Source organism: Streptomyces sp. NPDC029014, assembly GCF_055564695.1.
Genome location: NZ_JBVHVT010000005.1, coordinates 38,646 through 65,007 on the forward strand (window position 1 = coordinate 38,646; position 26,362 = coordinate 65,007).

27 protein-coding genes and 1 pseudogene are annotated in these 26,362 nt (G+C 73.3%); 18 read left to right on the forward strand and 10 right to left on the reverse strand.

Annotated elements, in window-relative coordinates:
• Positions 1-5 precede the first annotated feature (5 nt).
• Together ACZ4VL_RS04155 and ACZ4VL_RS04160 are read right to left on the reverse strand one after the other, a co-directional pair.
• A complete protein-coding gene (locus tag ACZ4VL_RS04155) occupies positions 6-893 on the reverse strand; it encodes a hypothetical protein (RefSeq protein WP_468195596.1) in 888 nt (295 codons plus the stop codon).
• Positions 894-926: 33 nt separating this feature from the next.
• Positions 927-2,267 (reverse strand): tryptophan 2,3-dioxygenase, encoded by a 1,341-nt coding sequence (locus ACZ4VL_RS04160; protein ID WP_468195599.1) that lies wholly within the window; start codon positions 2,265-2,267, stop codon positions 927-929.
• Between the two features lie 330 nt (positions 2,268-2,597).
• Here ACZ4VL_RS04160 and ACZ4VL_RS04165 point away from each other — a divergent pair.
• Positions 2,598-3,905, forward strand: a pseudogene (locus tag ACZ4VL_RS04165) (DUF6777 domain-containing protein); the annotation flags it as partial.
• A 591-nt stretch (positions 3,906-4,496) separates the two neighbouring features.
• Here ACZ4VL_RS04165 and ACZ4VL_RS04170 read toward each other — a convergent pair.
• Entirely contained in the window at positions 4,497-4,934 is a 438-nt protein-coding gene (locus ACZ4VL_RS04170; RefSeq protein WP_468195601.1) for a hypothetical protein, read from the reverse strand.
• A gap of 303 nt (positions 4,935-5,237) precedes the next feature.
• Positions 5,238-5,660 carry a hypothetical protein gene (locus ACZ4VL_RS04175; protein WP_468195603.1) on the reverse strand — a complete coding sequence of 141 codons (423 nt, stop codon included), beginning with the start codon at positions 5,658-5,660 and terminating at the stop codon, positions 5,238-5,240.
• Between the two features lie 156 nt (positions 5,661-5,816).
• Here ACZ4VL_RS04175 and ACZ4VL_RS04180 point away from each other — a divergent pair, with 156 nt between their 5' ends.
• The 4 genes from ACZ4VL_RS04180 (at position 5,817) to ACZ4VL_RS04195 (ending at position 10,000) form a co-directional block, all read left to right on the forward strand.
• The gene (locus ACZ4VL_RS04180; RefSeq protein WP_468195605.1) at positions 5,817-5,942 is read left to right on the forward strand and encodes a hypothetical protein; all 126 of its coding nucleotides are present in this window, start codon (positions 5,817-5,819) and stop codon (positions 5,940-5,942) included.
• A 145-nt stretch (positions 5,943-6,087) separates the two neighbouring features.
• Complete coding sequence (locus tag ACZ4VL_RS04185; protein ID WP_468195608.1) at positions 6,088-6,825, forward strand: hypothetical protein; 738 nt, start codon at positions 6,088-6,090, stop codon at positions 6,823-6,825.
• 257 nt (positions 6,826-7,082) lie between these two features.
• Positions 7,083-9,527: a SpoIIE family protein phosphatase gene (locus ACZ4VL_RS04190; RefSeq protein ID WP_468195610.1), complete on the forward strand. Its 2,445-nt coding sequence runs from the start codon at positions 7,083-7,085 to the stop codon at positions 9,525-9,527.
• Positions 9,528-9,760: 233 nt separating this feature from the next.
• On the forward strand, positions 9,761-10,000 hold the full coding sequence (locus ACZ4VL_RS04195; protein ID WP_468195613.1) for a response regulator transcription factor: 240 nt from the start codon (positions 9,761-9,763) through the stop codon (positions 9,998-10,000).
• Between the two features lie 58 nt (positions 10,001-10,058).
• On the opposite strand, the gene ACZ4VL_RS04200 is transcribed toward ACZ4VL_RS04195, so the two are convergent.
• Positions 10,059-11,072: a serine/threonine-protein kinase gene (locus ACZ4VL_RS04200; protein ID WP_468195615.1), complete on the reverse strand. Its 1,014-nt coding sequence runs from the start codon at positions 11,070-11,072 to the stop codon at positions 10,059-10,061.
• Between the two features lie 159 nt (positions 11,073-11,231).
• On the opposite strand from ACZ4VL_RS04200, the gene ACZ4VL_RS04205 reads away from it, so the two are divergent.
• Complete coding sequence (locus tag ACZ4VL_RS04205) at positions 11,232-13,145, forward strand: serine/threonine-protein kinase (protein WP_468195829.1); 1,914 nt, start codon at positions 11,232-11,234, stop codon at positions 13,143-13,145.
• A 42-nt stretch (positions 13,146-13,187) separates the two neighbouring features.
• Here the strand turns inward: ACZ4VL_RS04205 and ACZ4VL_RS04210 are convergent, their stop codons facing one another.
• A complete protein-coding gene (locus ACZ4VL_RS04210) occupies positions 13,188-13,511 on the reverse strand; it encodes a plasmid stabilization protein (protein ID WP_468195617.1) in 324 nt (107 codons plus the stop codon).
• Positions 13,512-13,555: 44 nt separating this feature from the next.
• A complete protein-coding gene (locus ACZ4VL_RS04215; protein ID WP_468195619.1) occupies positions 13,556-14,116 on the reverse strand; it encodes a hemerythrin domain-containing protein in 561 nt (186 codons plus the stop codon).
• 142 nt (positions 14,117-14,258) lie between these two features.
• On the opposite strand from ACZ4VL_RS04215, the gene ACZ4VL_RS04220 reads away from it, so the two are divergent.
• The 3 genes from ACZ4VL_RS04220 to ACZ4VL_RS04230 all read left to right on the forward strand — a co-directional run bounded on the left by ACZ4VL_RS04220 (position 14,259) and on the right by ACZ4VL_RS04230 (position 16,247).
• A complete protein-coding gene (locus ACZ4VL_RS04220) occupies positions 14,259-14,957 on the forward strand; it encodes a HemK2/MTQ2 family protein methyltransferase (RefSeq protein WP_468195622.1) in 699 nt (232 codons plus the stop codon).
• An 82-nt stretch (positions 14,958-15,039) separates the two neighbouring features.
• Positions 15,040-15,243 carry a CDGSH iron-sulfur domain-containing protein gene (locus ACZ4VL_RS04225; RefSeq protein WP_468195624.1) on the forward strand — a complete coding sequence of 68 codons (204 nt, stop codon included), beginning with the start codon at positions 15,040-15,042 and terminating at the stop codon, positions 15,241-15,243.
• Complete coding sequence (locus tag ACZ4VL_RS04230; RefSeq protein WP_468195626.1) at positions 15,240-16,247, forward strand: iron-containing redox enzyme family protein; 1,008 nt, start codon at positions 15,240-15,242, stop codon at positions 16,245-16,247. Before ACZ4VL_RS04225 ends, ACZ4VL_RS04230 begins: the two co-directional genes overlap by 4 nt.
• Positions 16,248-16,289: 42 nt before the next feature.
• Here ACZ4VL_RS04230 and ACZ4VL_RS04235 read toward each other — a convergent pair whose 3' ends face one another.
• Positions 16,290-16,805 carry a flavin reductase family protein gene (locus ACZ4VL_RS04235; RefSeq protein ID WP_468195628.1) on the reverse strand — a complete coding sequence of 172 codons (516 nt, stop codon included), beginning with the start codon at positions 16,803-16,805 and terminating at the stop codon, positions 16,290-16,292.
• A 133-nt stretch (positions 16,806-16,938) separates the two neighbouring features.
• Here ACZ4VL_RS04235 and ACZ4VL_RS04240 point away from each other — a divergent pair, with 133 nt between their 5' ends.
• Both ACZ4VL_RS04240 and ACZ4VL_RS04245 read left to right on the forward strand, forming a co-directional pair.
• Complete coding sequence (locus ACZ4VL_RS04240) at positions 16,939-17,181, forward strand: DUF6480 family protein (protein WP_468195631.1); 243 nt, start codon at positions 16,939-16,941, stop codon at positions 17,179-17,181.
• A 41-nt stretch (positions 17,182-17,222) separates the two neighbouring features.
• Complete coding sequence (locus tag ACZ4VL_RS04245) at positions 17,223-17,855, forward strand: DNA polymerase ligase N-terminal domain-containing protein (protein WP_468195633.1); 633 nt, start codon at positions 17,223-17,225, stop codon at positions 17,853-17,855.
• Positions 17,856-18,022: 167 nt separating this feature from the next.
• Here ACZ4VL_RS04245 and ACZ4VL_RS04250 read toward each other — a convergent pair whose 3' ends face one another.
• A complete protein-coding gene (locus ACZ4VL_RS04250) occupies positions 18,023-18,442 on the reverse strand; it encodes a CBS domain-containing protein (protein ID WP_468195636.1) in 420 nt (139 codons plus the stop codon).
• Between the two features lie 112 nt (positions 18,443-18,554).
• On the reverse strand, positions 18,555-19,529 hold the full coding sequence (gene ku / locus ACZ4VL_RS04255; protein WP_468195640.1) for a non-homologous end joining protein Ku: 975 nt from the start codon (positions 19,527-19,529) through the stop codon (positions 18,555-18,557).
• A 238-nt stretch (positions 19,530-19,767) separates the two neighbouring features.
• On the opposite strand from ku, the gene ACZ4VL_RS04260 reads away from it, so the two are divergent.
• From ACZ4VL_RS04260 to ACZ4VL_RS04290, 7 genes are all read left to right on the forward strand, one after another.
• Positions 19,768-19,965, forward strand: a complete 198-nt coding sequence (locus tag ACZ4VL_RS04260; protein ID WP_468195643.1) for a hypothetical protein — start codon at positions 19,768-19,770, stop codon at positions 19,963-19,965.
• A gap of 73 nt (positions 19,966-20,038) precedes the next feature.
• Entirely contained in the window at positions 20,039-20,653 is a 615-nt protein-coding gene (locus ACZ4VL_RS04265; RefSeq protein WP_468195646.1) for a dihydrofolate reductase family protein, read from the forward strand.
• Between the two features lie 189 nt (positions 20,654-20,842).
• Positions 20,843-21,706, forward strand: a complete 864-nt coding sequence (locus ACZ4VL_RS04270) for an isocitrate lyase/PEP mutase family protein (RefSeq protein WP_468195649.1) — start codon at positions 20,843-20,845, stop codon at positions 21,704-21,706.
• The gene (locus tag ACZ4VL_RS04275) at positions 21,703-21,969 is read left to right on the forward strand and encodes a hypothetical protein (RefSeq protein ID WP_468195652.1); all 267 of its coding nucleotides are present in this window, start codon (positions 21,703-21,705) and stop codon (positions 21,967-21,969) included. Before ACZ4VL_RS04270 ends, ACZ4VL_RS04275 begins: the two co-directional genes overlap by 4 nt.
• Positions 21,970-22,633: 664 nt before the next feature.
• Entirely contained in the window at positions 22,634-24,097 is a 1,464-nt protein-coding gene (locus ACZ4VL_RS04280; RefSeq protein WP_468195658.1) for an amino acid permease, read from the forward strand.
• A gap of 210 nt (positions 24,098-24,307) precedes the next feature.
• On the forward strand, positions 24,308-24,559 hold the full coding sequence (locus ACZ4VL_RS04285) for an EF-hand domain-containing protein (RefSeq protein WP_404233566.1): 252 nt from the start codon (positions 24,308-24,310) through the stop codon (positions 24,557-24,559).
• 1,053 nt (positions 24,560-25,612) lie between these two features.
• A complete protein-coding gene (locus tag ACZ4VL_RS04290; protein WP_468195660.1) occupies positions 25,613-26,353 on the forward strand; it encodes a hypothetical protein in 741 nt (246 codons plus the stop codon).
• Positions 26,354-26,362 lie beyond the last annotated feature (9 nt).

Genomic DNA, 26,362 nt, shown 5'->3' on the forward strand with positions numbered 1-26,362 from the left:
CGGGGTCAGGACGCCGCGTCGGCGGGTACGAAACGTCGGAAGATGGCGTCCACGGACTCCCACAGCTGCGGAAACAGCGTGCGTTCGGCCATCTTGCGCAGGGAGAGCGTGGACTCGCCGCGCAGGCTGGTCGGCTGCCGTACGGGGCAGCCGGGGGCGCCGGCGGAGCGCGGCCCGGCGGCGGACGGCCCGGCCGCGGTGTACGGCTCGCTCTCCGGGTGGCCGCCCAGCTGGCCCCATACGAGGCGCAGGTGGAGTTGCTTCCAGTCACCGACCGCGCCGTCGAGGCGCATCAGGCCCTGCCGGACGAGGGCCAGTTCGACCGCGTCGCGCTCGCCCTCGGTGGGGCGGGCGGTGCGGCCCTGGGCGGAGATCAGGTCCTCCAGGGTGAGGCCCGCCCGGTCCAGCGCCCGGGTGAACGCCCGCCACAGCGGCTGCGCGGCGCGGCGCAGGTTCCGGGAGCCCGGGGAGTCCAGCCCCGTGGTGTTCTCCGGGAACGTGTCGCGCATGGTGAGCAGGGCCGTCTGCGGCAGGTACTCCACCAGGGTGTTCAGTGCCTGCACCGGGATCCGGCCGAGGGAGGCCGCCCGCTCCAGGACCTGCGCGGCGAGGAGGTGGTCGCCCTCGTCGACGAGGCCGACCGCGCGGACCATCTCGAAGTGCATCGCCGCCCAGGCGTACTCGGTGATGAGGTGCACGGACTGGAACAGCCGCTGGTCGGGGTGGACGAGCCGGTCCTCGGGGAGGAGCGCGTCCAGCGCGGTGGTGAGCCGGGTGTCCTCCTCGTAGTTGCTGCCCCGGTCGTACTCGTAGACCAGCAGGCGGTCGTCCGCCGACGGGTTCAGTGCGCGGCGGGCGGCCCCCGGTCGTCCGGTCGTGGCGCGCTTGCTCATGGGCTTCGGTGTCCTTCGGTTCGAAGATCGCGGTCAGCCGGCGGCGGACTGCTGCTCCAGGGCGGGTTCGAGGTCGGCCGCCGGGACGTTTTCCGGGGCGGTGTCCGGGGCGGTCTCCATGGCGGGGAAGAGCCGGTTGCGTATCACCGACGCCAGGTACGGCACGCCCTCGGTGGAGCCGGTGCCGGTCCGGTGGCCGATCATCCGCACGGCGAGTCGGTAGTGGGTCTGCTTCCACCGCTGGTGCACCGCTTCGAGCTGCTGGGCGGCGGCGCGTACGGCGGCTGCGTCCGGTTCGGACAGCCAGCCGATGGAGATCACGTCCTCCCAAGTGCCCTGGACGGTCTCCCGCCCGGCGAGCACCTCGTCGCGCACGCCCGGTACGGAGGTAAACGCGGGCGAGTCGAGCCGTGCTCGGGCGGGGGTGGAGCAGTACGACTCGAAGGTCTTGTAGCCCTCGGACTGGATGGCGCTGGCGCCGTCCGTGTACTGCCGGAACACCTGGAACGACTCGGGCTGCATGGTGGCCAGCAGCGAGAACAGCGGCAGGGACTCGCGCAGCACGTCGGCGACGGAGGCGATGAGCACGGCCGCCTCGGCGGGCCGCTCGCCGCGCAGGACGCCCACAGCGGCGTCCAACGTCGCGGACATGAAGGTGAAGGTGGCCTCGAACGCCTGAAGGACGCGCAGGAACAGGTACTCGTCGTGCAGGACGTAGACGGGCTGGACGCTGGCGAGCAGCACCAGCCGCTCCTCGTCGGTCGCGGTGGCGAGCACCGCGTCGGCCAGCTCCCCGGCCGGGGTGCGGCCGGGGGTCGTGGCGACCGAGACGGGGTCGACTGCCCCGTCGAGGACGCGCAGGGCGGCCGGCTCCATCACGCGGGCGGCGAGCCGCAGCCGCTTGTTCAGCAGCAGGGGCGTGGGGAGCATGCCCTGCGGGTCGGCGGGTCGGCCGTCCAGGACCCGGCGTTCGAAGCCGATCAGGTCCGCGAGCAGCAGCAGGACCGTACGGTCCCGGCGGCGGCGCAGGGACTCCCAGTCGCCGGGCGCCTGCGACCCGAACCGGCGCAGCAGCGGCAGGGCCGTGTAGCTGGGGTAGTCGTAGCGGTCGTCGAACTTGTCCAGGACCACGTCGAGGAAGCGGGCGAGGGTCGTAGCGGAACCGGTGTCGCCGGTGGCGCCGGACGTCTGCGGCGTCTGCGCGGACAGCACGTCCCGGCATTCCGCCAGGGCCTCCAGGATCCGGGGCGCCAGGAAGTGCTTGCCGACGGCGCGCAGGTGGCGGATCACGGCCTCGTACGGGAAGTCCGGTCCGCCGCCGGCGTCGCGCCACTCGCAGAGTTCACGCCAGAGCGGTTCCTCGAAGTCGTCCATGGTGTCTCCTCGACGGCGGGTAAGAAGTCACTCGAGATTCACCAGGGGTCCTGGAGGCCCGCTCAAATCCCACTGCACGATCAGCGGCGGGCCGTGCGGGCACCGCCGGGTTGCGCGCCGCGGATGTCCGTGCATGCGCCGTCCGGGACAGGGGGGGCGGGGCCGTCCGCTTGCGGATCGGGCAGGACCGGAGCGCACAATGAGGGCTAACGGTGTGAAACCGGGCCCGCGGCGCTGGCTGCGGGCCCGGCGCCGGTGGCAGGGCCACATGGCCCGAGCGGTCACGCGCTTTCACGTCACGCGTCCCGATCCCGGCGGGAAGGGGAGAACGTGAGTTCCGAACCGCGGTCCGAGCACCCCACGGGCCCGCCTTCCGGGCCCCTTTCCGGCCGCCCGTCCGGCCCGCCTTCCGGCCCTCCTTCCGGCCCGCCGTCCCGGCCTCCGCCACCGCCCCCGCCGTCGGGACCGCCCAGGGGGCCCGGTGGGCCCGGTGGCCCGGGTGGCCCGGGTGGCGAAGGGGGGCGCCCCTGGTGGCGGTCCGTGCCCCGGATCGCGGCGATCACCAGCGCCATTGCCATCGCGGTGGTCCTGGCCGTCGTACTCACCCGCCCGAGCGGCGGCCCCGCGCAGGCCGGCGAGGTCATCCTGCAGCCGACGAGCGATACCGGGCCGGATCCGTTCACCCCGTCCACGGCGAACACGACGAACGCGGTGCCGGCCGCCGCGCCGGCGGACGCGCCCACCCAGGCCGGTACCCTGCGCAGCGTGTCGGGTACGGAGCCCGGCTTGTACGGCGGAACCCGCAACCGTGCGTCCTGTGACGTGGAGAAGCAGATCCGCTACCTGAGCGCCGCCCCGGCCAGGAACAACGCGTTCGCCTCCGCGCTGAACATCCAGCCGGCCGCGGTCCCCGGATACCTGCGTTCGTTGACGCCCATGCAACTGCGCTCGGACACCCGTGTCACCAACCACGGCTACAGCAACGGCACCGCGACGAGCTACCAGTCGGTGCTCCAGTCCGGCACGGCCGTCCTCGTCGACGCCCACGGGGAGCCGAAGGTGCGCTGCGCCTGCGGGAATCCGCTGGCCAGGGCGGTCGCCCAGAAGGGCACGCCCAAGCAGAAGGGGACCACCTGGTCCGGATACCAGCCGCAGAACGTCGTGGTCGTCAACCGCGCGCCCGCGGCGGTCAAGACCTTCGTCATCCTCGACGTGAAGGAAAAGAACTGGGTCAAGCGGCACTCCGGCGACCACGGCCGCCGCGACGCGAAGACCCACCCCCCGCCGCGGCACTGGCCGCTGCCGCCGCCGCCGACGAAGTCGCCGTTCACGAAGTCGCCCTTCACCAAGTCACCGTTCACCCGGTCGCCGGCCACGCTGAACCCCGGCACCAGGTCGCCGGGCACAAAGCCGCCGGGTACCAGGTCACCGGGCACGAAGCCGCCCGGCGCCAAGCCTCCGACCACGAAGCCGCCTGGCACCAAGCCTCCGACCACGAAGCCGCCCGGCACCAAGCCTCCGACCACGAAGCCGCCCGGCATCAAGCCTCCGACCACCCGCACCCCGGCCACGAAACCCCCCGAGACGAAGAAGCCGGTGACGAAGGCCCCCAAGACGAAGGCTCCGGCCTCGAAGCCCCCCAGGACGAAGGCTCCGGCCTCGAAGCCCCCCAGGACGAAAACACCGGCACCGCTCACCCCGGAGTCCCCGGCACCGGAGACGAAGACCCCGAAATCAAAGGCCCCGAAAACGAGAGCACCGAAAACGAGAGCACCGAAAACGAAGGCCCCCGAGTCGAAGGCCCCCGAGTCCAAGGAACCGGCGCCCGTACCCCCGGAGTCCCCGCCTGCGGTGCGCAAGGAACCCGAAAAGCCGGAGACCCCGGAGCCCCCGGAGCCCCGGCCCGTCAAGACGGCGGCCCCGCTCCCTGCGTCGCCGGCCGCGCCCGTGACGCCCCGGGGCCCGTCGCCCGCGGAGCCCGAGCCGAAGGTGACGGAGCGCGTCCGCTCCGAGCCTCCGGCGCCCAAGTCCGAGGTCAAGCCGCCCGGCGACGGGACGCAGGAGCGGCAGCACGAGCGGGAGCAGCAGCAGCAGCAGCAGCAGCAGCAGCAGCAGCAGCAGCAGCAGCAGCAGCAGCAGCAGCAATAACGACCTCGCGCGAAAGACCGGACGCCGGAGAGGCGATGGCCTCTCCGGCGTCCGTGGTTTCCGTGCGACACCGCCTCGATCTCAATTGCCGATCTTCGCCTTGATCAGGTCCTTCAGGTTCTGCTTGAGGTCCTGCTTGATGAGCTCCTGCTTGGTCACCGTGCCACCCGTGCCCGCGGCGTCCCCGGTCACCGCGGTCGAGTCGCCCTGGTTGATCGCGTCGGCACTCGCGTTACCGCTCCTGGCATCGCCGGTGCGGATGTCGCAGCCGCCGTTGCAGTTGGCCACACCCGAGTTGGCGGCGCCGGTCCTGGCCTCACCGCCGACCGTCGTGTTCTCGGCCCTCGCGTCACCGCTCGTACCGATCCCGTCGGCACTGTCCTGCACGAACGACGCCACCTGCTGCGGGGCGGCCACCGGAGCGGCCATCGCCGTCGCCGGAAGGGCGATGCCGCCACCCACGAGAGCCACGGAGGCACCGGCCAGAACAATACGACGGTTCCAAAAACGCTCGAACATCAGAATTCTCCACTCATATAAGGAAAGGGGGTTATGGGCCGCCCTTCCTCCGGGAGTTCCGGTGAGGGCGTACTTCCAATAAACCAGCCGCGCACATACCCGTCACGCCACTGGAACACGCGACTTGACCACCACAACAGATCTTGATAATGCGGATCCGGGGCCGCAATAAAAGGTCCGGCGTGTCGCGGGGCGGCGCGGGGGCGCACGGCCGTGCCCCGGAGAGGCCAGTCCTCTCCGGGGCACGGTGTAGGGGGCAGCTCTCCGGGACGGGGTCCCGGGGGCCGTGGGGCGGGTGGGGCCTCACTTGCCGAGCTTCGCCTTCAGGTCCTCCTTCAGCTGCTTCTTCAGCACCTGCTTGGTGACGGTTCCGCCCTTGCCCGAGGCGTCGCCGGTCACCGCGGTGGCGTCACCCGTGTTGATGGCGTCGGCGCTCGCGTCACCACTCCTGGCGTTGCCGGTGGTGATCGTGCACTTGCCCTTGCAGCTGCCCACCCCCGAATTGGCGGTGCCGGTGGTGGCGGTACCGCCGACGGTGGTGTTGTCCGCGGTCGCGTCGCCACTGGTGCCGATGCCGTCGGCACTGTCCTGCACGAACTTCGCGACCTGCTGCGGGGCGGCCGCCGGAGCGGCCATCGCCGTCGCCGGGAGGGCGATACCGCCACCCACCAGGGCCACGGAAGCGCCGGCCAGAACGATACGACGGGTCCAAAAACGCTCGAACATCAGAATTCTCCACTCAATAGTAGGGTTTTTCACAAGTACCCCGCTGGATGGTTCCGGGACCTTCTCCCGGTTCCGTTTCCTCCGGGGGTTCCCGGTGGGGCGTACTTCCAATAAACCCGGCGAGCGAAGAAGCGTCACGCCACTTGAATACGTGTCTTGACCGCCATCACCGATCTTGATAAACGGCGGCCGCCACGGGGTGACCGGCCCGCGGCGGTCGAGCCGGATGCCGGAACTCGCGGCGAACACGCCGCACCGCGCGAGATCCGGCTCGCGGCATGATCCACACGCTAACGTCACCTCGCAAAAGCCCCCGGGGGATCTCCCCGGTGTCTGCATCACCCCCGGACGCATCCGACCGAAGCCCCAGCGCCCACCCGCTCGGCCGCAGGCGAAGACTTCGCACCCGAACCCCGGAGAATTTCCGATGAAAGCGCGTTCCTGGACCCGTCGTATCGTGCTGGCCGCGGCTTCCGTGGCACTGACCGGCGGCGTGGTGCTGCCGGCGACCGCGACGGCCGCACCCGCAGCCCCGTACTACGCCACCGTCCTCACCCCAGGGGGGTGCACCGGCCTCTGCCACGGCAGCACCAACACCGCCGCGGGCGCCGCCACCTCCGGTTCCTGCACCGGCCTCTGCCACGACAGCACCAACACGGCCGTGGGCGACGGGGCCTCCGGCACGTGCAAGGGCCTGTGCCGGGGCAGCACCAGCACCTCCGTGGGGGTGGGCGCGTACGACGAGTGCACGGGCCTCTGCGGCAGCAGCACCAACACCTCCGTCGGCGCCGGCGCCCACAGCCTGTGCACCGGTCTCTGCGGCGACAGTGTCAACACCGCCGTGAGCGACGACGTCGTGGCCACCGGCGCGGTCAAGGCGATGACCGCGGTCCAGGAGGGTGCGCGGGCCGGGAGCGGCACCGACGGCGGCACCACCACCGCCAACGCCACCGCGAACAGCGGCGCCGCCACGGCCGAGAACAACACCCTCGGCGGCACCGCCACCACCGGCCCCGCCAACACCGGCGTGGGCACGTGCATCGGCAGGTGCACGATCACGACGGGCAATGCGACGACCGGGAGCGCGACCGCCGACGCCATCAACAGCGGTTCCGCGACCGCCGTCAGCGGTGACGCGACCGCCACGGGCGGCGGCCGCGACTGATCCGCGCGGGCGCGCACACGGGCACGCACCGCGGACGCCGGAGGGGGCCGGACCCCTCCGGCGTCCGCGGTTTCCGTACGATCGCCGCCGCGGAAGGACGCGCGGTGCGTCCGGCCGCCGGCCGGCGGCGCGCCGGTGCGGGCGGGACTGCGTTGGTGCTCCCCGGCCCGCTGGATCATGCTTGTCTGTGGGGCCCGTGGCCGTGCAGTTCTCCGTGGGGCTCCGGTAGCGGAACGAGCGAGGGCGAGTGAGCGGCGATGGAGCAACTTCCCACCTCTCCCGGTGAGCGGCCGGAGAAGACGGACGCCTCCCCTCAGCGGGCGTACACGGCCACGGCCACCATCAACGAGCAGGGCATCGTGACGGAGTGGAGCGAGGGTGCCACCCGACTGCTCGGCTACGCGCCGTCCGAGATCGTGGGGCTGTCCGCCGAACGGCTGCTCGCCGACGCCGCCGCCGACACCGTACGGCGGATCGCTCCGGGCCAGGAGCGGTGGAGCGGCACGGTCGGGCTGCGGCACCGGGACGGCCGCCGCCTGGAGCCGGGGCTGCTCGCGCACCGCTGGACGTCGAGCGGCGGGACCGCCAAGTGGTTCGTGGTCTCCGCCGTGCCGAGCGGGGCGGCCGCGCCCGCGGGCGAGCCGCTCAAGGAGCTGAAGGAGTGGGCGTTCACCCAGTCCCCCTGCTTCCTGGCGATCTTCGATGCGGAACTGCGGCTGGTACGGGCGAACGACGGCATGGAGCGCACGCTGTCCCTCACCGAGGCCGAGATGCACGGCCTGCGGCTGCCGGAGATCGCTCCGGATCCGGTGAGCGACGAGACCGAGCGGCGGATGCGGCTCGTACTGGAGACCGGGGAGCCGCAGTACGTGGAGGAGTTCATCCGTCCCACGGCCGCCGGGACGGAGCACGGCTGGGCGGCCTCGCTGGCCCCGCTGCGGGACGCGGACGGCCGGGTGCGCGCCGTCTGCCTGGCCGCGCACGACCGGCCCGGGTCGGGGAAGGGCGTCCGGGAGCACCTCCACCTGCCGGCCGATGTCGCCGCCCACATCGGCACGACCCTGGACAGCGCCCGCACCGCACAGGAACTGGTGGACGTCGCCGTCCCCCGGCTCGCCGACTTCGCGGTCGTCGACCTCCTCGAACCGCTCCCGCGCGGGGACGAGCCGTCCTCCGTACCGGGGGCGGGGCCGGTCACGGTCAGCCGCACCGCGGTGCGGTCGGTCCTGGAGGGGGGTCCGCAGTCCCGGGTGGCGATCGGGGAGACGACCGTGTACCCACCGCTGTCGCCGCCCGCCGAGTGCCTGGCCGCGGGGCGCGGCGCCGTGTACGGGGCGGGCGATCCGGCCGTCGTCCGGTGGGCGGAGCAGGACGCCGGGGCGGCCTGGATCGGCGAGTACGGGACCCACTCCATGATGGTGGTGCCGATGCGGGCGGGAGACACCACGCTCGGCGTGGCCCTCTTCGGCCGCCAGCTGCACCGGGAGCCCTTCCAGCCGGAGGACCTGTGGCTGGCCGAGGAACTGGGGCACCGGGCGGCCGCCGGCATCCACGACGCGGGCCGGCACCCCCGCGAGCACACCACCACCATGACCCTGCAGCGCAGCCTGCTCCCGCACTCGCTGCCCGAGCAGGCTGCGCTGGAGATCGCCTCCCGCTACCTGCCCGCCGGCACCGAGGCCGGCGTGGGCGGCGACTGGTTCGACGTGATCCCGCTCTCCGGGGCGCGGGTGGCGCTGGTCGTGGGCGACGTCGTCGGGCACGGCATGCGGGCGGCCGCCACCATGGGCCGGCTGCGCACCGCCGTGCGCACCCTCGCCGACGTCGACCTGCCGCCCGACGAGCTCCTCACCCACCTCGACGACCTGATCATCCACCTGTCCGCGGACGAGGGCGACGAGGACCCCGGCGGGGAGGCCGCCGGGGGCATCGGCACCACCTGCCTGTACGTGGTCTACGACCCGGTGACCCGGCGCTGCACCCTCGCCCGGGCCGGCCACCCCCCGCCGGCCGTCGTCTCCCCGGAGGGCTCGGTGTACCTCATCGACGTACCGGCCGGCCCGCCACTGGGGCTGGGGGGACTGCCCTTCGAGACGGTCGAGGCGGAACTCCCCGAGGGCAGCGTCATCGCCCTGTACACCGACGGGCTGCTCCAGACCCGGGACCGGGACATCGACGAGGCCCTGGACAGCATGCTCGCGGCCCTCTACCGGCCGGCCGCCACGCTGGACACGGTCTGCGACCGCGTTCTGACCGCCCTGCTGACCCACCCTCCCGACGACGACGTCGCCCTGCTCGTCGCCCGGACCCGGGCCCTGCACGCCGACCAGGTCGTCGTCTGGGACCTGTCGTCGGACCCTTCCGTCGTGGGCCAGGCCCGCCGGTTCACCACGGACCAGCTGACGGCCTGGGGGCTGGAGGAGGCCTCCTTCGTCACGGAGCTGCTGGTCAGCGAGCTGGTCACCAACGCCATCCGCTACGGCCAGCCGCCCATCCAGCTGCGGCTGATCCACCAGAACAGCACGCTGATCTGCGAGGTCTCCGACTCCAGCAGCACCGCCCCGCACATGCGGCGGGCCCGGACCTTCGACGAGGGAGGGCGGGGCCTGCTGCTGGTCGCCCAGCTCGCCCAGCGCTGGGGAACCCGGCCCGCCCCCATCGGCAAGACGATCTGGGCCGAGCAGTCCCTCGCCGGGTTCTGAGGGCGTCGCGGGGCGGCGTACCGCGGGCGCCCGCCGGCCACTGCGCACCGCGCAAACACGGGTGAAACGGGACGGAAGTGCCCTGTGACACGCCTGTGACAGTCGACGGACACGGCCATGACGTCGCGCGGTCAGTCTTTTGAGCAGGGACAAATACCGACATTCAGGTATAGATCCCCTGCTTCCGAGGGTGTGAGCAGTGATGACCGAACCGATTCGTCGGAGGAAATCCCATGAGCCTCACCCTGACCGCCCCGACCGCCCCGGCCGCCGAAACCGCCACCACCACGCTGGCCCCGCGCGAGCAGGAGGCCCTGCGCCACATCGCCTCCGGCTGCACCTACCTGCAGACGGCCCGCAACATGGGGCTCTCGAAGCACACGGTCGACGCCTACCTGCGCCGCATCCGCGCCAAGCTGGGCATCAACACCACGGCGGAGATGACCCGCCTGGCCGTCTCCATGGGACTGTGACGGCGCCGCGAGCGGAAAGCCGGCCGCCCCACGCCACCGCCGGCGGCCCACCGGTCGGTCATTCGGTCGGTCGGACGTGGAACACCGCGGCGGCCCAGGCCGGGGGCCGCGGCGGCGGATCGTCGTCCACCCGGATCTCCGGGGCCCGGCGCAGCGCCCCGGAGTCGGGGTCCGAGTGCCGGGCGGCGGTCCCGGTGGCGGCGCGCAGGGCGGCCACGAACTCCAGGCAGGAGTCGTAGCGGTCCTCGGGCACCTTCGCCAGGGCCTTGCCCAGGACCTCGTCGGCGGCGGGTGCGATGTCCGGCCGCTTCTCGGTGACGGGGGGCGGCGGATCGTACTGGTGGGCCCACAGCAGCGCCGCGTCCTCCTCGCGCTCGAAGGGCGGCCCGCCGGTGAGGGATTCGTAGACCACGCAGGCCAGGCTGTAGAGGTCGCACCTGCCGTCCACCGGCCGGCCGGAGATCTGCTCGGGCGCCATGTAGTCGAGCGTGCCGACGAACTCGCCGGCGGTGGTGAACCCGGTGAGCGACAGCGACTTCTTCGTCAGCCCGAAGTCCGTGAGGTAGACGTGCTCGGGGTGGTCGCTGTCGGTGCCGGCGGCGACCAGGATGTTGCCGGGCTTGACGTCCCGGTGGACCAGGTCGTGCTCGTGGGCCGCGTCGAGTGCGGACGCCACCTGGGCGGCGATGCGCACGGCGGTCGCGACGGGGAGGGGGCCCTCCCGGTCCAGCAGGGCCCGCATGTCCAGGCCGGAGACGTACCGCATGGCGATGTAGAGGACGCCCTCGGTCTCGCCCGCCTCGTAGATCGGCACGATGTGGGGGTGGTCGATGGAAGCGGCCACCCGCGACTCGTGGGTGAAGCGGCGCCGGAAGGTGTCGTCGCGGGCCCGTTCCGGGGCGATCAGCTTGAGCGCGACGGTGCGGTCCAGGCGCAGGTCCTTCGCACTGTAGACGACGGCCATGCCGCCGCGGCCGAGCATGCGCTCGACCCGGTACCCCGCGATCTGCTTCCCGATGAGGCCGGAGCCGCGGCCGCCCGTGTACAGGCTCAGGTTCGACGCCGTGCCCATACCGGAAAGTCTATCGAGTGATCCACACGAGTGCCCGTTCGCGGCGGCCTCGGGGGTTCCGGACGGTCGTGGCTCGGATAGGGTGCGGTGCGCATCGCACGGGCAGGACGGGGGAAGAGCAAGGTGACGAACGGTCAGCATCCGGACGCCGGAGCCGGCATGGGCCGCGCGGACGCTCCGGCCGCGTACTTCGAGCCGCTGGGACCGGACGACCCGGCGACCGTGGCCGGGTACCGGATCGGCGCCCGGCTCGGCGCCGGCGGCATGGGCAAGGTGTACCTCTCCCACACCCCGGGCGGCCGACCCGTAGCGATCAAGGTGATCCGGCCGGAGTTCGCGGAGGACCCCGAGTTCCGGCGCCGGTTCGCCCAGGAGATCCGGTCCGCCCAACGCGTCCAGGGCCTGTTCACCGCACCGGTCATCGACGCCGACACCGACGGGCCGCACCCGTGGCTGGCGACCGCGTACGTGCCGGGGCCCTCCCTCGCCGCGGCCGTGTCGGCGCACGGCGCCCTGCCGGTCGAGACCGTGCTGCTGCTCGTGGCGGGCATCGCGGAGGCGCTCCAGGTGATCCACGGCGCGGGCATCGTGCACCGCGACCTGAAGCCGTCGAACGTCCTGCTGGCCGCCGACGGGCCGCGCGTCATCGACTTCGGCATCGCGCACGCCGCCGACGCGACCTCCCTCACCGGCAGCGGGGTGGCCGTCGGCACGCCCGCGTTCATGGCGCCCGAGCAGGCCGCCGGCCGCGCCGTCGGGCCCGCCACCGACGTCTTCGCGCTGGGCCAGGTCGCCGCGTACGCCGCCACCGGCGCGCCCGCGTTCGGCGAGGGCTCCTCGCACGGGGTGCTCTACCGGATCGTGCACGAGGAGCCCGACCTGTCGGACGTGCCGCCGCGGCTGTCCGAGCTCGTCACCCGCTGCCTCGCCAAGGACCCGGCGGACCGCCCGTCGGTCGCCGAGGTGATCGCCCTGTGCCAGTCCGCGAACGACGCGACCTCGCTGCGCCGGGCCGAGGACTGGCTTCCGGCGGCGGTCACAGCCGAGATCGCCGCCCGATCCGCCGCCCCCGGCCCGATCCCCGCTCCGGCCCCGGTCCCGGCCGCGCCGCCCACGGCGCCCTCCACCCGGCCCGCGACAGCGGCCGCCCCGGTGGCGCCCGCGGCCACGGCGCCGGGCATGCCGGCCCATCCGCCGACCGCGCCGTCCGGACCGGCGTACGCTCCGACCGCAGCCGGCGGGCCGACGTACGCCCCGACGGCGGCCGCGGTCCCACCCGTGTCCGGGCCGCCGACGGTCCCTCCGCGGGCACCGCAGCAGCCGCAACCGCAGCCCGCAGTGAACCCGTACGCGGCCACGCAGTTCTCCCCCGCACCGCCGCCCGCCCACCCGCCCCACGCGCACCCGCAGGCGCATCCGCAGACGGGCTACTTCGCCCCGCAGCCGCCCTTCCCGGCGCAGCCCGGGAACGGGCAGCAGCCGAAGGGCCGGGGCAAGGCGGCCGTGGCCGCGGTCATCGCGGCGGCGGTCATCGGCGGGGCCGTGGTGTACGGGCTGGTCAACGGCAAGGACGCCGGAGGCGGCCCCTCGGCCTCCGGCGGAAGCAGCGCCGCCGACGGCGCCACCGGTACGGGGAACGGTGCGAAGCCCTCCGCGAGCGGGGCCCGCCCCGACCCGACGCCGGCCGACTACAAGAACATCAACCTGACGGCGGGCTACCACCTCACCCTCGGGGAGGACCCGGTACACCCGCAGAAGGGCGAGGACGGGGGGTACGAGCTCTCGTACGACACCGGCGGCTACCTCGACGCCGAGAGCACCGGCAGCACCTTCGCCCTCCTCGACCCCGGCCAGGAGGGGTCCCTCGCCGCCTGCCGCGCCGAGACCCGCTTCACGGAGAACGTCTACGTCAACCGGCTGGGCCCGGGCCGCCAGGTGTGCCTCACGACCGGGACCGGCCACATCGGCCTGGTCACGGTCCGCGGCCTGTCCCCGGAGGGCTCGCCCAGCACCTACCTCACGCTGGACGTGACGGTCTGGCGCAACGCCGCACCGGGCGCCGCCTCCCGCTGACGCGGGGCGGTCAGCGAGGAGACGGGTGGCGGCAGGCCCGGGTCAACGGCCCAGGGCCTGCTTCAGCTCGGCCTTGTCCATCTGGGAGCGGCCCTTGATGTTCCGCTGCTTGGCCTCGTTGTACAGCTGCTCCTTCGTCGGCCCCTCGGAGCCTCTGTGGGACCGCTGTCCACCGCGCCGGGACGAGGACATGTCCTGGGTGGAGGAGCGGCTGGCGGTCTTGGACTCGCCGGAGCGGGCGCGCTCCTTGTTCACCGTGCGGGCGGCGATCTCCTCGGCCCGCTTCTCGGACTCGCCGCGGTCCAACGCGGAGTCCTTGATGTGTTCGTACTGTCGTTCCCGCTTCGGGGAAGAGCCGCGGGGCATGGCTTCTCCTTCCGTACGTTCGTGGACGGGAGCGCGGTGGCGGCTCAGGCCGTCTTGCCGCGCCCGGTGACGAGGTCGCGTGCCCGGTCGACCAGGCCGAGGCCCGGGGCGAGCAGCTTGTTGGCGGGCGGGGTGGAGGGGCTGCCGGGGTGCGGCCGGGTCGGTGCGACCTTCTTCGCACGCCGGATGCGCTCGCCGAGCTCGTCCAGGTCCTGCTGCGGGCAGTTGTGCCGCAGGGCGGGGAAGAGGTTCTCCTCCTCGTCCTTGATGTGGGCGAGGACCTCGGTGCGCAGTTCGCTCACGCACCGCTCGAACTCGGGGCCGGTCGGATCCAGTTCCTCCAGCTCCTTGAGCATCTTCTCCGCACGGGCGTGGTCGGCGATCTCCTTGTCGGCGATCCGGTCGCCGCCGTCGAGGTGCTCGCGCACCGCCGGGTAGAGGTACTGCTCCTCCGCGACCGAGTGGCGGACGAGTTCGATGGTCAGCAGGTCGGCCACCTGCCGCCGCCGGTCGCCCTCGGTGGTGGTGCGCAGTTGGGCGAAGTAGTCCTTCACCTCGTCGTGGTCGGCGGTGAGTTCCTTGACGGCGTCTCCACCGTGTCCCATGGGGTGCCTCCCAGCACGTGGTCCGGGACGGTCGCCCGGACGCCACTGGCAGGCGCCTGCCCCGTCACCCGCGCCTCATGCCCGGTACTCGCGATCCGGCGGACGAGGGGTAGCCCGGCGGGGTGCGGGTAGCCGCGGGGACATGACGCAGTCCATCGCACCACCCGTCGTCCCGGCTACTCCCCGTCTCCCCCGGTTGTTCGCCCCGCCGGGGGTGTACCGCCCGCAGGCGGACACCCGGCTCCTGGCCGCGGCCCTCGACCGGGAGGAGCTGGGCCCCGACACCACGGTGATGGAGGTCGGCACCGGAACCGGGGCCCTGGCGCTCCTCGCGGCCGGCCGGGGGGCGCGCGTCACCGCGGTCGACGTCTCCTGGCCGGCGGTGCTCACCGCGTACGCCAACGCGCTGCGGCGGCGGCTGCCGGTGCGGGTGTTGCATGGGGACTTCGCCGCCCGGACGCACGGTCGGCGGTTCGACCTCGTCCTGGCCAATCCGCCGTACGTCCCCTCGCCCGACCCGGGGCCGCCGGTCCGCGGCGCCGCCCGCGCCTGGGACGCCGGGCCGACCGGGCGGCTGGTCATCGACCGGATCTGCTCGTGGGCCCCGGCCGTGCTCCGGCCCGGCGGCGTGCTCCTGATCGTGCAGTCCGCCCTGTGCGGCCCGCCCGCCACCGTGCGGCTCCTGGAAGGGGCCGGCCTGCGCGCGGGCGTCCTGCTGCGCGCGGCCGTGCCATGGGGTCCGGTGCTGCGCTCCCGCCGCGCCTGGCTGGAGGGCCGGGGCCTGGCGGACGCGGGCGAGGAATGGGAAGAGCTGGTGGTCATCCGTGCCCGGCAACCCTGACCGCCCCCCGGCGTCCGCAGCCGCGGCCGAGGCTTCGGCCGCAGCGACGTCCTCCGCGTCCGCGTCGTGTCCCGCCCGCCGCGTGACCGTGGTCCCGCAGGGCCCCGTCCTGGTCGAGGGCCCGGTGGAGATCGTGCTGGAGGACGGTACGGTCGCCCGCTCGGACCGCTTCACCGTCGCGGTGTGCACCTGCCGTCGCAGCCGGAACCTGCCCTGGTGCGACACCAGTCACCGCCCGCGCCGCCGGGGCGGTGCGGCGCCGTCCGGAGACGGGGGCGCGCCATGACGGGGCGGGGTCCCGCCCTCGTGCCGGGGCGCGGAGAGCTGTCGCAGGCCGTGGTGGACGCCCTGCGGGGGGGGCGGCCGCCCCGGTACTGCCCCGACACGGCCGCACGGGCCGACCCGTGGGGCGAGGACCTCCAGCTCGCGCTGTACCTGCTGTACGAGCTGCACTACCGGGGCTTCCACGAGGCCGCCGACGAACGGGAATGGGACCCGGACCTGCTGCGCCTGCGCCGGATCCTGGAGACCGCGATGCTCGACGCCCTGCGCGGCGAACTGCGCGGCGGGCCGGGCAGTGTCGCGGAGGCCTTCGGCCCCCTGCTGGTGGAGTCCGCCGGCCCGGGCGGGAGCGCCGGCCACCACCTCGAACGGCGGGGCACCCTGTGGCAGCTGCGCGAGTACGCCGCCCTGCGCTCGCTGTACCACCTCAAGGAGGCGGACCCCCACCTGTGGGTCGTCCCGCGTCTGACCGGCCGGGCCAAGGCCGCCATGGTCGCCGTCGAGTACGACGAGTTCGGTGCCGGGCGCGCCGAGGACGTCCACGCACGGCTGTTCGCCGACCTGATGGCCGACCTCGGCCTCGATCCCGCGTACGGCAGGTACCTGAAGCACGCTCCGGCCCCGCTGCTCGCCACGGTCAACCTCATGTCGCTGTTCGGCCTGCACCGGTCGCTGCGCGGGGCACTGGTGGGACATTTCGCCTGCGTCGAGGTCACCTCCTCGCCGGGGTCCCGCCGGCTGCTGCACGCGATGCGGCGGTGCGGTGCGGGCCCGGCCGCCGAGCGGTTCTACGCCGAGCACGTCGAGGCCGACGCCGTCCACGAGCAGGTGGTGCGCCGCGAGGTCATCGGCGGGCTGCTCGCCGACGAGCCCCGGCTGGAGGCCGACGCGGCCTTCGGCTGCGCGGCGACGGTCCTGCTGGAGGAGCGCCTCGACGCGCACGTCACGGCGGCCTGGGAGCGGAACGAGTCCGCGCTGCGGCTCCCGCTCCCACCGCCCGCTGGTTGAGAACGGGTGCGGCGCGGCCGGCGCGGTTGCCGGTGGGCCCGCTCAGGCCGGATGGCCGGGGTCCAGGTCGCGCACGTCGGCGTACCGCAGCGGTGGGACGGCGGCCGCGGTGGCCGGGGCGGCAGCCGGCGGAGGGGGTGCGTCGACCGGTGACAGCAGGAACCCGTCGTGGTCACCGCCCGCGAGCACGCCCTCGACGCGTCCGGTGAACCAGTCGGACACGTCCGAGAGCACGGGGCTGCCCTCGAGGCCGGGCCGCCAGCCGGTGCGGGCGAACTTGTCCACGCGGTCCCCGGTCCGGCCGCCGAAGAGCTCCGCGAGCGGACGCTGGTCCCGGCGCAGCAGGTGCACCGTGAGGTACCGGGCACCGCGCGCGACCCCGTGGGTGTGGTTCGCGGTGGACAGCCAGACGACGAAGCGGGGCGGGGAGATCGAGCACTGCGAGGCGAACCCGACCAGGCACCCGGCCCGCCTGCCGCCGGCGGCGACCGTGACCACGTACACGGGTCCGTCCAGTGCGGCGTTGAAGGCGTCGAGGCCGGGGCCGGCTTCCGGCACGAGTGGCTCCTGGGGTTCGGCTGCGGGAACACAGGTGCCCCTCCTGCATCGGCACGGGGGCGCCCCGGCTTGAGTCCGCGAACGCTGTGGGCCGGCGGCGCATGGCCGCGCCCTTCGGGGGGAGGCGCCGGACATGGACAGAGACCGTTCCCCGAGCAATCCGGACCCCGACCCGCGGTGGACCACGGGACTGACGCCGGGCGGCGCCGTGCCCCCGGGCGAGACGCCGCCGGCCGAGGCCAGCACCGCGACCGGTGCCGGTCCGTACCGCCCCCTGAAGCGGGGCTGGGCGGGCTGCCCGCTCGCCCTGATCGTCGCGCTCGCCCTCGTCGTCGCCCTGTTCTTCCTCGCCTACGGCATCATCCTGGCCCTGTGAACGGGTAGACGCCGGCCGGGCCCGACCCGGGAGGAGGGACCGTGAGTCCCGAGGCAACCGACGCGCTGAGCGAGTACCGCCGGCGCCGCGACTTCTCCCGCACGGACGAGCCGAAGGGCGGGCCCGCGGCCGCGGGCCCGGGCGGGACGCCCTCGTTCGTGGTGCAGATCCACGACGCGACCGCCATGCACTTCGACTTCCGGCTGGAGGTCGACGGCGTGCTGAAGTCCTGGGCGGTGCCGAAGGGGCCGTCGGCCGACCCGCACGACAAGCGGCTGGCCATGCCGACCGAGGACCATCCACTGGAGTACCGCGACTTCGAGGGGCTGATCGCGCCGGGCGAGTACGGCGCGGGCACGGTCATCGTCTGGGACGAGGGCACCTACCGGAACCTGACCACGGACCGCGCCGGCCGGGAGGTCCCCTTCGCCGACGCCCTGGAACGGGGTCACGCCTCGTTCCGGCTGGACGGGCGCAAGCTGCACGGCGGCTACTCGCTCACCCGGATCCGCGGCGGCCGTGAAGGGGACCGGGAGGCCTGGCTGCTCGTCAAGCACGCCGACCGGCGTGCCCGCGCGGCCGGCGCCACCGATCCGCGGCGCGCCCGCTCGGCGCGCAGCGGCCGCACCCTCGGTCAGGTGGCCGCCGGGACCGCCCCGGGGAGCAGCCCGTGACCGGGGCGGCGCCGCCTGCAACCCCGACCAGGAAGGACCTGTGGTGCGGCTGCTGCGCCGGGCTCCGAGGGACGGCGCCGGGCGGGCGGGGTCGGAATCGTGCGTGGTCGGAGCCGTGTGTGGGCGTGGTGTATCAGGAGGTCGTTTGTCAGGAGTTGGGTCGTGTGTCAGGAGTTGGGAGGGGCCGCGCTGATGTCCGCGAGTGCGGACGTGTCGTCGCGGTCCATGGCGAGGTCGCCCAGGGAGACGATGCCCACCGGGCGTTCCTTCTCGGTGACGGGCAGCCGGCGCAGCGCGTGGGTGCGCATCAGGCCGAGTGCCTTGTCGATGTCGTCGTCCGGGGCGACGGTGACCAGCACTTCGCTGCACACCTCGGCCACGGTCGTCTTCTCCGGTTCCCGGCCTTCGGCCAGGACGCGGACGACGAGGTCCCGGTCGGTGACGACGCCCTTCAGATGGCCGTCGTCGACGACGAGGACGTCGCCGATGTCCTGATCGCGCATGCGGCGCGCGGCCTCGGCCACCGACACCTGTACGGCGGTGGTGACCGGCCGCTCCGTCATGATCTCTCGGATCTTCTGCGACATGGGGTGGTTCCTCCCTCCGGTGTGCCCTCGTGGCCCCGCCTGCCCCCGCTGCCCTACGGCAAACGACCGCGGCCGCTCACAGCGGGGGGGACGGCGCACGGTGCACGGCGGCCTATGCGGCCTCGTCCGTGCGGGCGGCCAGGGCCCCGGCCAGTTCGTCGCGGGTCATGCCGGAGCGGCCGCGGATGCCGGCGGACGCCGCCTTCTCGTACAGCTCGGCCTTGGTGAGCGAGGCCAGGGCGGACTTCCCCGACTCGCTGCCGCGCCGCTCCGTACGGCCGCCGCGGTGACGTCCGGGGGCACCGCCGCGGGCCTGTTCGACGCTGGCGCGCAGGGCCTCCGTCAGGTCCACCACGTTGGTCGGCTCCGCGGGGAGTTCGGCCTTCTCGACCGTCTCGGCCGCCTTCTTGGCCGTGATCAGGGCGGCGACCTTCTCCCGGTAGCTGTCGTGGAACTCCTCCGGGTCCCAGTCCATGCCGAGGGCGGTGACGAGCTGCTCCGCCATCTTCGTCTCCTTCGCCCCGGTCCTGGTGCCGGAGGCGGTGGGCAGGTCCGGGACCTCCTCGTGGGGATCGCGGATCTCGTCGGCCCAGTGCAGCGTGTGCAGGGTGAGGATGTCGTCCTCGGACTTCAGGGCGACGAGGTACTCGCGGCCGCGCATGACGAAGGTGGCGACGCCGGCCCGGCCGGCCTGCGCGAGGGCCCGCTGCAGCAGGGCGTAGACCTTGGCGTACTCCTTGCCCTTGGGGCCGAGGTAGTAGGTCCGGTCGTAGAAGATCGGGTCGATCTCGTCCAGTTCCACGAAGCCGCTGATCTCCAGGGTCCTGGAGCGGCCGGGTGCGATGTCGTCCAGTTCGGCGGGCTCGACGAGGACGTACTCCTCGCCGGTGTCGAAGGCCTTGACGATGTCGTCGGGGGCGACCTCGTCGCCGGTGCGCTCATTGACCCGGCGGTTGCGGATCCGGTCGGCCGTGCCGCGTTGCAGCTGGTGGAAGCGGAGGGTGTGACTGTCGGTCGCGGTGTACATGCCGACGGGGACGCTGACGAGCCCGAAGCTCAGTACGCCGGTCCAGACCGGTCTGGCCATGCCGATCACCGCCTTGCCTCGTCGCCGCCCCCGTCCCCGCCCCGTCCCGCCCCCGGTGCACGGCGTCTGCCCGTCGGGCTCCGGCGGAAACGAAGCCCGGTACGGGCCCCGGCCCCGATGTGCCGGGAGGGGTTTGGCGCGTGGGGAAACGGTTAGGCGCCGGTCGGCGGAGGCGACAGCCGCCGTCGAGTGCTGCGCCCACGCGGTGACGCGGCAGAGCCCGGGAGTGTGAGAGGTCATGGGCGGCGACAGCGACAGGCAGGACAGGGACCGGATCCGCGGGCGGTCTCCGGACCCGGAGCAGCTGAGGACGGGCGGCCGGCCGCGCAGCCCCGACGAGGTGGCGCACGAGCGCGGCCGGGAGGACGCGACGATGCGCGACGTGATGCACGAGCTGAGCGAGGGAGACCTGGACGACATGCGCGACGACCGCTGAGACCGGTGGTCGCGCAGCGTGCGGCGTCGTCTACTGGAGGTGCACCGACCCACCGCGTCCCGGGAGAGCCGGCATGAGGAAGATCTCCGCGCAGCTGTTCATCTCGCTCGACGGGGTGGTCGAGGCACCCGACCGGTGGCACTTCCCGTACTTCGACGACGCCATGGGGGCGGCCGTCGACGCCACCCTCGGCAGTGCGGACACGCTGCTCCTCGGCCGCCGGACGTACGAGAGCTTCGCGGGCGCCTGGCCGGAGCGGGAGGCGGCCGGCGGGGAGGACGCCCCCTTCGCCACTCTCCTCGGCGACGCCCGCAAGATCGTCGTGACGCACCGGCCGCTGCCGCCCACCTGGCGGAACGCGGAGGTCCTCGACGGCGGGCTCGTCGAGGCGGTCACCGTGCTGAAGGGCGGGACCGGCTCCACCGTGTGGATCAGCGGCTCGGTCTCGGTCGTCCGCCAGCTCCTCGCGGCGGGACTGCTGGACGAGCTGAACCTGCTGGTGCACCCGATCGCCGTCCGCTCCGGCATGCGCCTGTTCGAGGAGGGCGGCGCACCGCTGCCGCTGCGGCTGGTGTCCGGCGAGACCTTCCCGTCGGGTGTGCTGAACCTCTTCTACGCCCCCGCCGCGGAACCGGGCACGGCCACGTACGAGGACGCCCGGGCCCATCTGCCCCGCAACGGTGGCTAGTGCTCCGCGGCCGGCCGGTCCCAGTGACGTTTCTCTGGTGAAATCGCTCCCCCTGGAGAGTGAGTAAAGCGCTCGCCTCAGGAGTTTCCCGGTTCTCCCACGAAAGTATCGGGCTTTGGTAAAGGACCGTCGTGTTGCGGCGGTCCCGCCACGTCCGTGTGCTGCTTCACCATGACGAGGAGTCAGGCGTTGACCTACGGGAACAAGTTGCGGGAACAGATCGCCGCACCGGGAACCACCCCCCTCATCGGCGTGTACGACATGTACTCGGCGTCCATCGCGGCCCGCCACTACGACGGGATGTTCGTCTCCGGATTCGGCTTCGCCGCGTCCTACTACGGGCTGCCGGACATCGGGTTCATCGCGTGGCCGGACATGGTCGCCTTCGTGCAGCGCCTGCGCGGCGCGTTCCCCCGGCACCACCTGCTCGTGGACATCGACGACGGCTACGCCGACCCGGAGGTGGCCTGCCACGTGGTGGAGGGGCTGGAGCGCATCGGGGCCTCCGGCGTGATCCTGGAGGACCAGCGGCGGCCCCGCCGGTGCGGGCACGCGGACGGCAAGCAGGTGCTGCCCCTCGACGAGTACCTCGAAAAGCTGGAGATGGTGCTGGCCGTCCGCACGGACATGGTCGTGGTGGCCCGCACGGACGCCACGGAGGAGGCCGACATCCTGAACCGGGCCGAGCGACTGGCGGCCACCGGAGCCGACGTCGTCCTCGTCGACGGGGTGCGCAGCGTCGAGTGGATCCGACGGATCCGGGAGGTGGTCGGCAGCAAGCCGCTGCTGTTCAACCAGCTCGCGGGCGGAAAATCGCCCCGGCTCTCGCTCGGCGAGCTGGCCGCCCTCGGGGTGGACGTGGCCATCTACAGCACGCCGTGCCTCTTCGCGGCGCACGAGGCGATGGACTCGGCGCTGCGCGACCTGCGGCGCGACGACGGACGGCTGCCCCCGGTGACCGCCGACGACGGGATCGGGGTCGCCGCCGCGACCCGGCTCCTGGAGGACAACGTCGCCCGGCTGCGCCCGGTACCCGAGCGGGTGGGGGTGTGAGCCGGCGGGGCGGTCGGCTGCGCTCGGCGGCCACGCCGGTGCTCGCGGCGGCCCTGCTCGGTGCGGCGGCGGTGCCCGCGGCGGCCGACGGGAGTCTGATCACGGTGGTCGACAACTCCCATGCCGACTCGGTCCTGGAGGTCGACCGCACCGCCAACGTGCAGTACCGCAGCCGCGGCACGGCGGGCAGCGATCACGACGGCAGCGCCGTCGAGGCCGTGCAGGCCCTGATGGGCACTCTCGGCCCCGCGCCACGGGCCTGACGGAAGCGCCCGCCGACGCGGAGCCTCGCGGGGGCCGGCCCAGGGTCCCCCGCGCACGCCGTCCACCTTCACCGACACCGACGGTGACGGTGAAGGTGTCGGCGGCTGGCAGGGCGGCCGGGAAGAGGACGACCCGGATGGGGGCCGCGTCCTCCGCCGGGGGTCCGGCTGCCGTCAACTGCGGTCGCGGGCGGGTGTGTTCGTACGGTTACGCGGTTGCGACCGGCGCGCCCGACCCGCGCGTCGAACGGTGGAGATGCGCACAAGACAGCATCAATGCCCAGGAAACCGGACCAGGCGGATATGGCCACGCTCCGTGTTCACCGTCCGTTACGGGCGCGTTCACCCTGACATGTATTGCCTTGATGGCAATCGGTGTTCGCTCAGCGGAGGCTCAGATCCGGATAACGATCGAGTCACCGAGGGAGGGTCTTTCGGCCTGGTCACAGGCGAATGACCGTTATGCCGGTGATGTACGCCACGGCCCGTCGTCGCCAGCCGTGGTACATCTTCACGACCGCCTGCCGGACACCACCCACGTCCGAGCAGGGGCGCTGGAGCCGGCCACCGCCGGCAGCAACTCCATCAGCATCCGGGGGATCGGAACCCGGTTCGCAGCCGTGCGCGGCGCGGACCGGCATGGAGCGGAAAGGCGCACCACAGCATGACCTCGACGCAGGTCGAACAGCACAACGGCGACAACACGGCCGCGGGCAACACGCCCGAGGAGGGCTACGAGCGCGGGCTCGGCAGCCGCCAGGTCCAGATGATCGCCATCGGCGGCGCCATCGGCGTCGGCCTCTTCCTGGGCGCGGGCGCGAACATCGCGAAGGCCGGGCCCAGCCTCATCCTGATGTACGCCCTCGCCGGCGTGATCGTCTTCTTCATCATGCGGGCACTCGGCGAGCTGCTCCTGTACCGGCCCGTTTCGGGTTCCTTCGCGGAATACGCCCGCGAGTTCCTCGGTCCGTTCTTCGGTTTCGTGACCGGTTGGACGTACTGGCTCATGTGGGTGGTCACCGGCATGGCCGAGCTGACCGCCGCGGCGATCTACGTGCACTTCTGGTTCCCGGACATCCCGCAGTGGGTGACGGCCCTGGTGTTCCTGGTGGTCCTCTACGTCGCCAACCTCATCTCGGTGAAGATCTTCGGCGAGATCGAGTTCTGGTTCTCGATGGTCAAGGTCACCGCCCTCATCGGCATGATCGTGATCGGTATCGGCGTCGTGACCTTCGGGTTCAGCGCCGCCGGTGACACCGCCGCCGTGTCCAACCTCTGGGCCTTCGACGGCATCTTCCCGAAGGGCGTCGGCTCCAGCCTGATGACCCTGCAGGGCGTCATGTTCGCGTACCTGGCCGTCGAGCTCGTCGGCGTCACCGCGGGCGAGTCCGAGAACCCGGAGAAGACCCTCCCCAAGGCGATCAACACCCTGCCGTGGCGCATCATCGTCTTCTACGTCGGTGCCCTCAGCGTGATCCTGATGGTCGTCAAGTGGACCGAGTTCCAGCCGGGCGTCAGCCCCTTCGTGGCGGCCTTCGCCAAGATCGGCATCCCGGCCGGTGCGGCCATCGTCAACTTCGTGGTCCTCACCGCGGCCCTGTCGTCCTGCAACTCCGGCATGTACTCCACCGGACGCATGCTGCGCGACCTCGCCGCCAACGCCGAGGCCCCCAAGGTGCTCGGCAAGCTGAGCTCCACCAAGACCCCGGCGATCGCCATCACCCTCTCCGTCGCCCTCATGGGCATCGGCGTCGTCCTCAACTACATCGTCCCGGAGAAGGCCTTCGGCTACGTCACCTCGGTGGCGACCGCGGCCGGTATCTGGACCTGGCTGATGATCCTCGTCAGCCACATCCGCTACCGCCGTGCGGTGGACGCCGGCAAGCTGCCCGCCTCCTCCTTCCCGGCCCCCGGCGGCACGGTGTGCAGCTGGATCGCCGTCGCGTTCCTGCTGCTCGTCACCGCGATGATCGCCATCGACCCCGACAGCCGCGTCTCCCTGTACGTGGGTGCCGGCTGGGCGGTCTGCCTGGCGATCGGCTGGGCCGTGCTGAAGTCCCGCAACCCGCAGATCGCAGCGCGGGCCGCGGCCGCGGACAGCGCCCCGAAGACCGCGGACCGGTCCTGATCAACCCTTGAGCGGGTCCTCCCCCGCCCGCTCCCCACGGGGGCGTACCCGCCGGACCGGCGGGTACGCCCCCGTCGGCGTGTGCGCCGCCGGGCGTGCCCGCCACCCCTGGCCGGCGCGCAACCCGGCGTTCGGCCGCTGCGTCCCTCTGCACAGGACGCGGCCACCGACCCGACGACGCGTACGGCCCCACGGAAGCAGGACATGGTGATGAGCGAAAAGGCTCGCAAGCTCTTCGACGCGCTCGACCTCGACCAGGACGGCACGCTGACGCGTGTCGAGGTCATCGGGGCGCTCCGGGCCAAGGGCCCGACCCTCGCCGCCCAGGGAGTGATCCCCTTCTGGGGAGTGGGGGACGACGCCGAGTCCTCCGCCCTCTTCGACGCGGCCGACCAGAACGGCGACCGCGTCCTGACCTTCGAGGAGTTCTCCGCCGTGGTGGACCGCCGCTTCGGCTGGTGACCGACCCCGCCGACGCCCCCGCCCACCCCCGCTGACCGGATCCCGCCCGCCGCCGACCGATCCCGGCGCGGCCGGCGAGCGGGTGGCGCCGACCGGAGCGGACGGGCCCGGGAAGACCATGCTGCTGCGTGCCGTCCCCGGACCGCGCCGGCCCGCCGCCGGTCGCATCCCGGTCGGCGGCCGCACCGCCCGCACCCATGCCGAGCGGGCCCACCGCGTACCCGCTCCCGGCGGTCGGCCTTCGCTCGCGCATCTCGCCCGGGCCGTCTGCGGGGGCGGCTGCATCGCCGTGGGGGCCGGGGTGCTGCTCGCGGAGGAGCCCACCCGCCGCCCTCGACCTCGCCGGCCAGGCGAAGGCCACCGGGCAGCTGCGGAAGGTCCCGTGATCCGCGCCACCGCCGATCCCGGCGCCCCGCTCCGACTGGTACCCGTACGGCGGGCCGGTCTGGCACTGCTGGTCGCGGCGAGCGGCCCGCCGAGGCGTCCGGTCGGGTACCGGACCGCAGGCAGGTCACCGCCCCCGTGCCGGGCCGGTGCGGCAGCGTGGGCGGGGTTCGCCGAGGCCTGCGGCGCCCGCCCTGCACGACCAGGGCGCGCCGCGGACCGATCCGGTCGACCGGGCGTCCGCTCACCGGCGGCAGTGCGGCGGCGGTGCCGGGACGTACCGCCGTGGTCAGGCCCAGCAGGGTCGTGGAGACGCCGGACCCGTCCACCGACAACGGCCCGAGCGCCCCCGGCGGGAACAGCCGGAGCATCGGGAACGCCGTCGCGCAGGTGAGCAGAGCCGTCGGCGGACGGCGCTCCGGCGGGTCGCCGGGCGCACCCGTCGCCGTGCCCGGGGCAGGGGCCTGCTCCACGCCTTTCCTCCTTCGTACCGTCTCCGCACCGTTTCAGCGGCCCGTGGCCGTGGGACAGAAGTCGGAAGCGGCAACTCTCGGGTTCCCGAGGGGACTTGTGGCGTACGACACAGCCGCGAGAACGCGTTGACAGCCGCCGGATTTGCCCCCACCGACCTGTGTCCGCCGGATCCGGGAGTGCAAGGATGAGCCCGTCATGACGTCTGGCCGATGGTGTCGAGCAGTGCGGGCCGCGGTGTTCGCGGCCACCTGTGTGCTGCTCGCGGCCGTCGGCCACACCCTCATGTCGGGCACCGGTGTGCCGGGTGGGGCCCTGGCGGCGGCGTTCGCGACGACGGCCGGCGCGGCCTGGGCCCTGGCGGGCCGGGAGCGGCGCCTGTCCGCGGTGACGGCGGCCGCCGTCGCCGTCCAGGCCGTGCTGCACGGGCTGTTCTCGCTGGCCGGGACCGGCCGTGCGGGGTCCCACTCCCCGCTGACGCCCGCGCACCACCCGCCGACGGCGGCCGGTACCGGCCTTCACGCCGGGCACGGCACGCCGTGCGGACACGGGACGACGGCCGCAGCCACCGGCATGGACGCCCTGGGCGGAGCCCCCGGCGTGGACGGGATGGCCGGCATGCACGGGGTGGCCGGCATGGACGGCGCCCACGCCATGGCCGACATGTCGGCGAGCGGCATGCTCGCGGCCCACCTGCTGGCCGCGCTGCTGAGCGGCCTGTGGCTCGCGTACGGCGAGCAGGCCGCCTTCCGCATCCTGCGGGCGCTCGCCGGCTGGTTCCTCGCACCGCTGGGGCTGCTGCCCCGCATGCCCGCCGTCCTCCCCCACCGGCCCCGCATCCGCTCGCGGCGGCCGCACCACAGCGCCACGCTCCGCGGGTTGCTGCTCGCCCACGCGTTCGGCACCAGGGGTCCGCCGTCCGGGATCGCTGTCGTCTGACAGCCGGCT

Excerpts from the sequence above, each read along its gene's own strand:
- ACZ4VL_RS04200 (WP_468195615.1), bottom strand. The coding sequence starts at position 11,072 with ATGGGCACGGCGTCGAACCTGAGCCTGTACACGGGCGGCCGCGGCTCC.
- ku (WP_468195640.1), bottom strand. The coding sequence starts at position 19,529 with ATGGCCAGACCGGTCTGGACCGGCGTACTGAGCTTCGGGCTCGTCAGC.
- ACZ4VL_RS04155 (WP_468195596.1), bottom strand. The coding sequence starts at position 893 with ATGAGCAAGCGCGCCACGACCGGACGACCGGGGGCCGCCCGCCGCGCA.
- ACZ4VL_RS04175 (WP_468195603.1), bottom strand. The coding sequence starts at position 5,660 with ATGTTCGAGCGTTTTTGGACCCGTCGTATCGTTCTGGCCGGCGCTTCC.
- ACZ4VL_RS04220 (WP_468195622.1), top strand. The coding sequence starts at position 14,259 with ATGACGCAGTCCATCGCACCACCCGTCGTCCCGGCTACTCCCCGTCTC.
- ACZ4VL_RS04170 (WP_468195601.1), bottom strand. The coding sequence starts at position 4,934 with ATGTTCGAGCGTTTTTGGAACCGTCGTATTGTTCTGGCCGGTGCCTCC.
- ACZ4VL_RS04290 (WP_468195660.1), top strand. The coding sequence starts at position 25,613 with ATGACGTCTGGCCGATGGTGTCGAGCAGTGCGGGCCGCGGTGTTCGCG.
- ACZ4VL_RS04260 (WP_468195643.1), top strand. The coding sequence starts at position 19,768 with ATGGGCGGCGACAGCGACAGGCAGGACAGGGACCGGATCCGCGGGCGG.
- ACZ4VL_RS04230 (WP_468195626.1), top strand. The coding sequence starts at position 15,240 with ATGACGGGGCGGGGTCCCGCCCTCGTGCCGGGGCGCGGAGAGCTGTCG.
- ACZ4VL_RS04250 (WP_468195636.1), bottom strand. The coding sequence starts at position 18,442 with ATGTCGCAGAAGATCCGAGAGATCATGACGGAGCGGCCGGTCACCACC.
- ACZ4VL_RS04215 (WP_468195619.1), bottom strand. The coding sequence starts at position 14,116 with ATGGGACACGGTGGAGACGCCGTCAAGGAACTCACCGCCGACCACGAC.
- ACZ4VL_RS04195 (WP_468195613.1), top strand. The coding sequence starts at position 9,761 with ATGAGCCTCACCCTGACCGCCCCGACCGCCCCGGCCGCCGAAACCGCC.
- ACZ4VL_RS04210 (WP_468195617.1), bottom strand. The coding sequence starts at position 13,511 with ATGCCCCGCGGCTCTTCCCCGAAGCGGGAACGACAGTACGAACACATC.
- ACZ4VL_RS04160 (WP_468195599.1), bottom strand. The coding sequence starts at position 2,267 with ATGGACGACTTCGAGGAACCGCTCTGGCGTGAACTCTGCGAGTGGCGC.
- ACZ4VL_RS04205 (WP_468195829.1), top strand. The coding sequence starts at position 11,232 with ATGGGCCGCGCGGACGCTCCGGCCGCGTACTTCGAGCCGCTGGGACCG.
- ACZ4VL_RS04285 (WP_404233566.1), top strand. The coding sequence starts at position 24,308 with ATGAGCGAAAAGGCTCGCAAGCTCTTCGACGCGCTCGACCTCGACCAG.
- ACZ4VL_RS04190 (WP_468195610.1), top strand. The coding sequence starts at position 7,083 with ATGGAGCAACTTCCCACCTCTCCCGGTGAGCGGCCGGAGAAGACGGAC.
- ACZ4VL_RS04265 (WP_468195646.1), top strand. The coding sequence starts at position 20,039 with ATGAGGAAGATCTCCGCGCAGCTGTTCATCTCGCTCGACGGGGTGGTC.
- ACZ4VL_RS04280 (WP_468195658.1), top strand. The coding sequence starts at position 22,634 with ATGACCTCGACGCAGGTCGAACAGCACAACGGCGACAACACGGCCGCG.
- ACZ4VL_RS04240 (WP_468195631.1), top strand. The coding sequence starts at position 16,939 with ATGGACAGAGACCGTTCCCCGAGCAATCCGGACCCCGACCCGCGGTGG.
- ACZ4VL_RS04185 (WP_468195608.1), top strand. The coding sequence starts at position 6,088 with ATGAAAGCGCGTTCCTGGACCCGTCGTATCGTGCTGGCCGCGGCTTCC.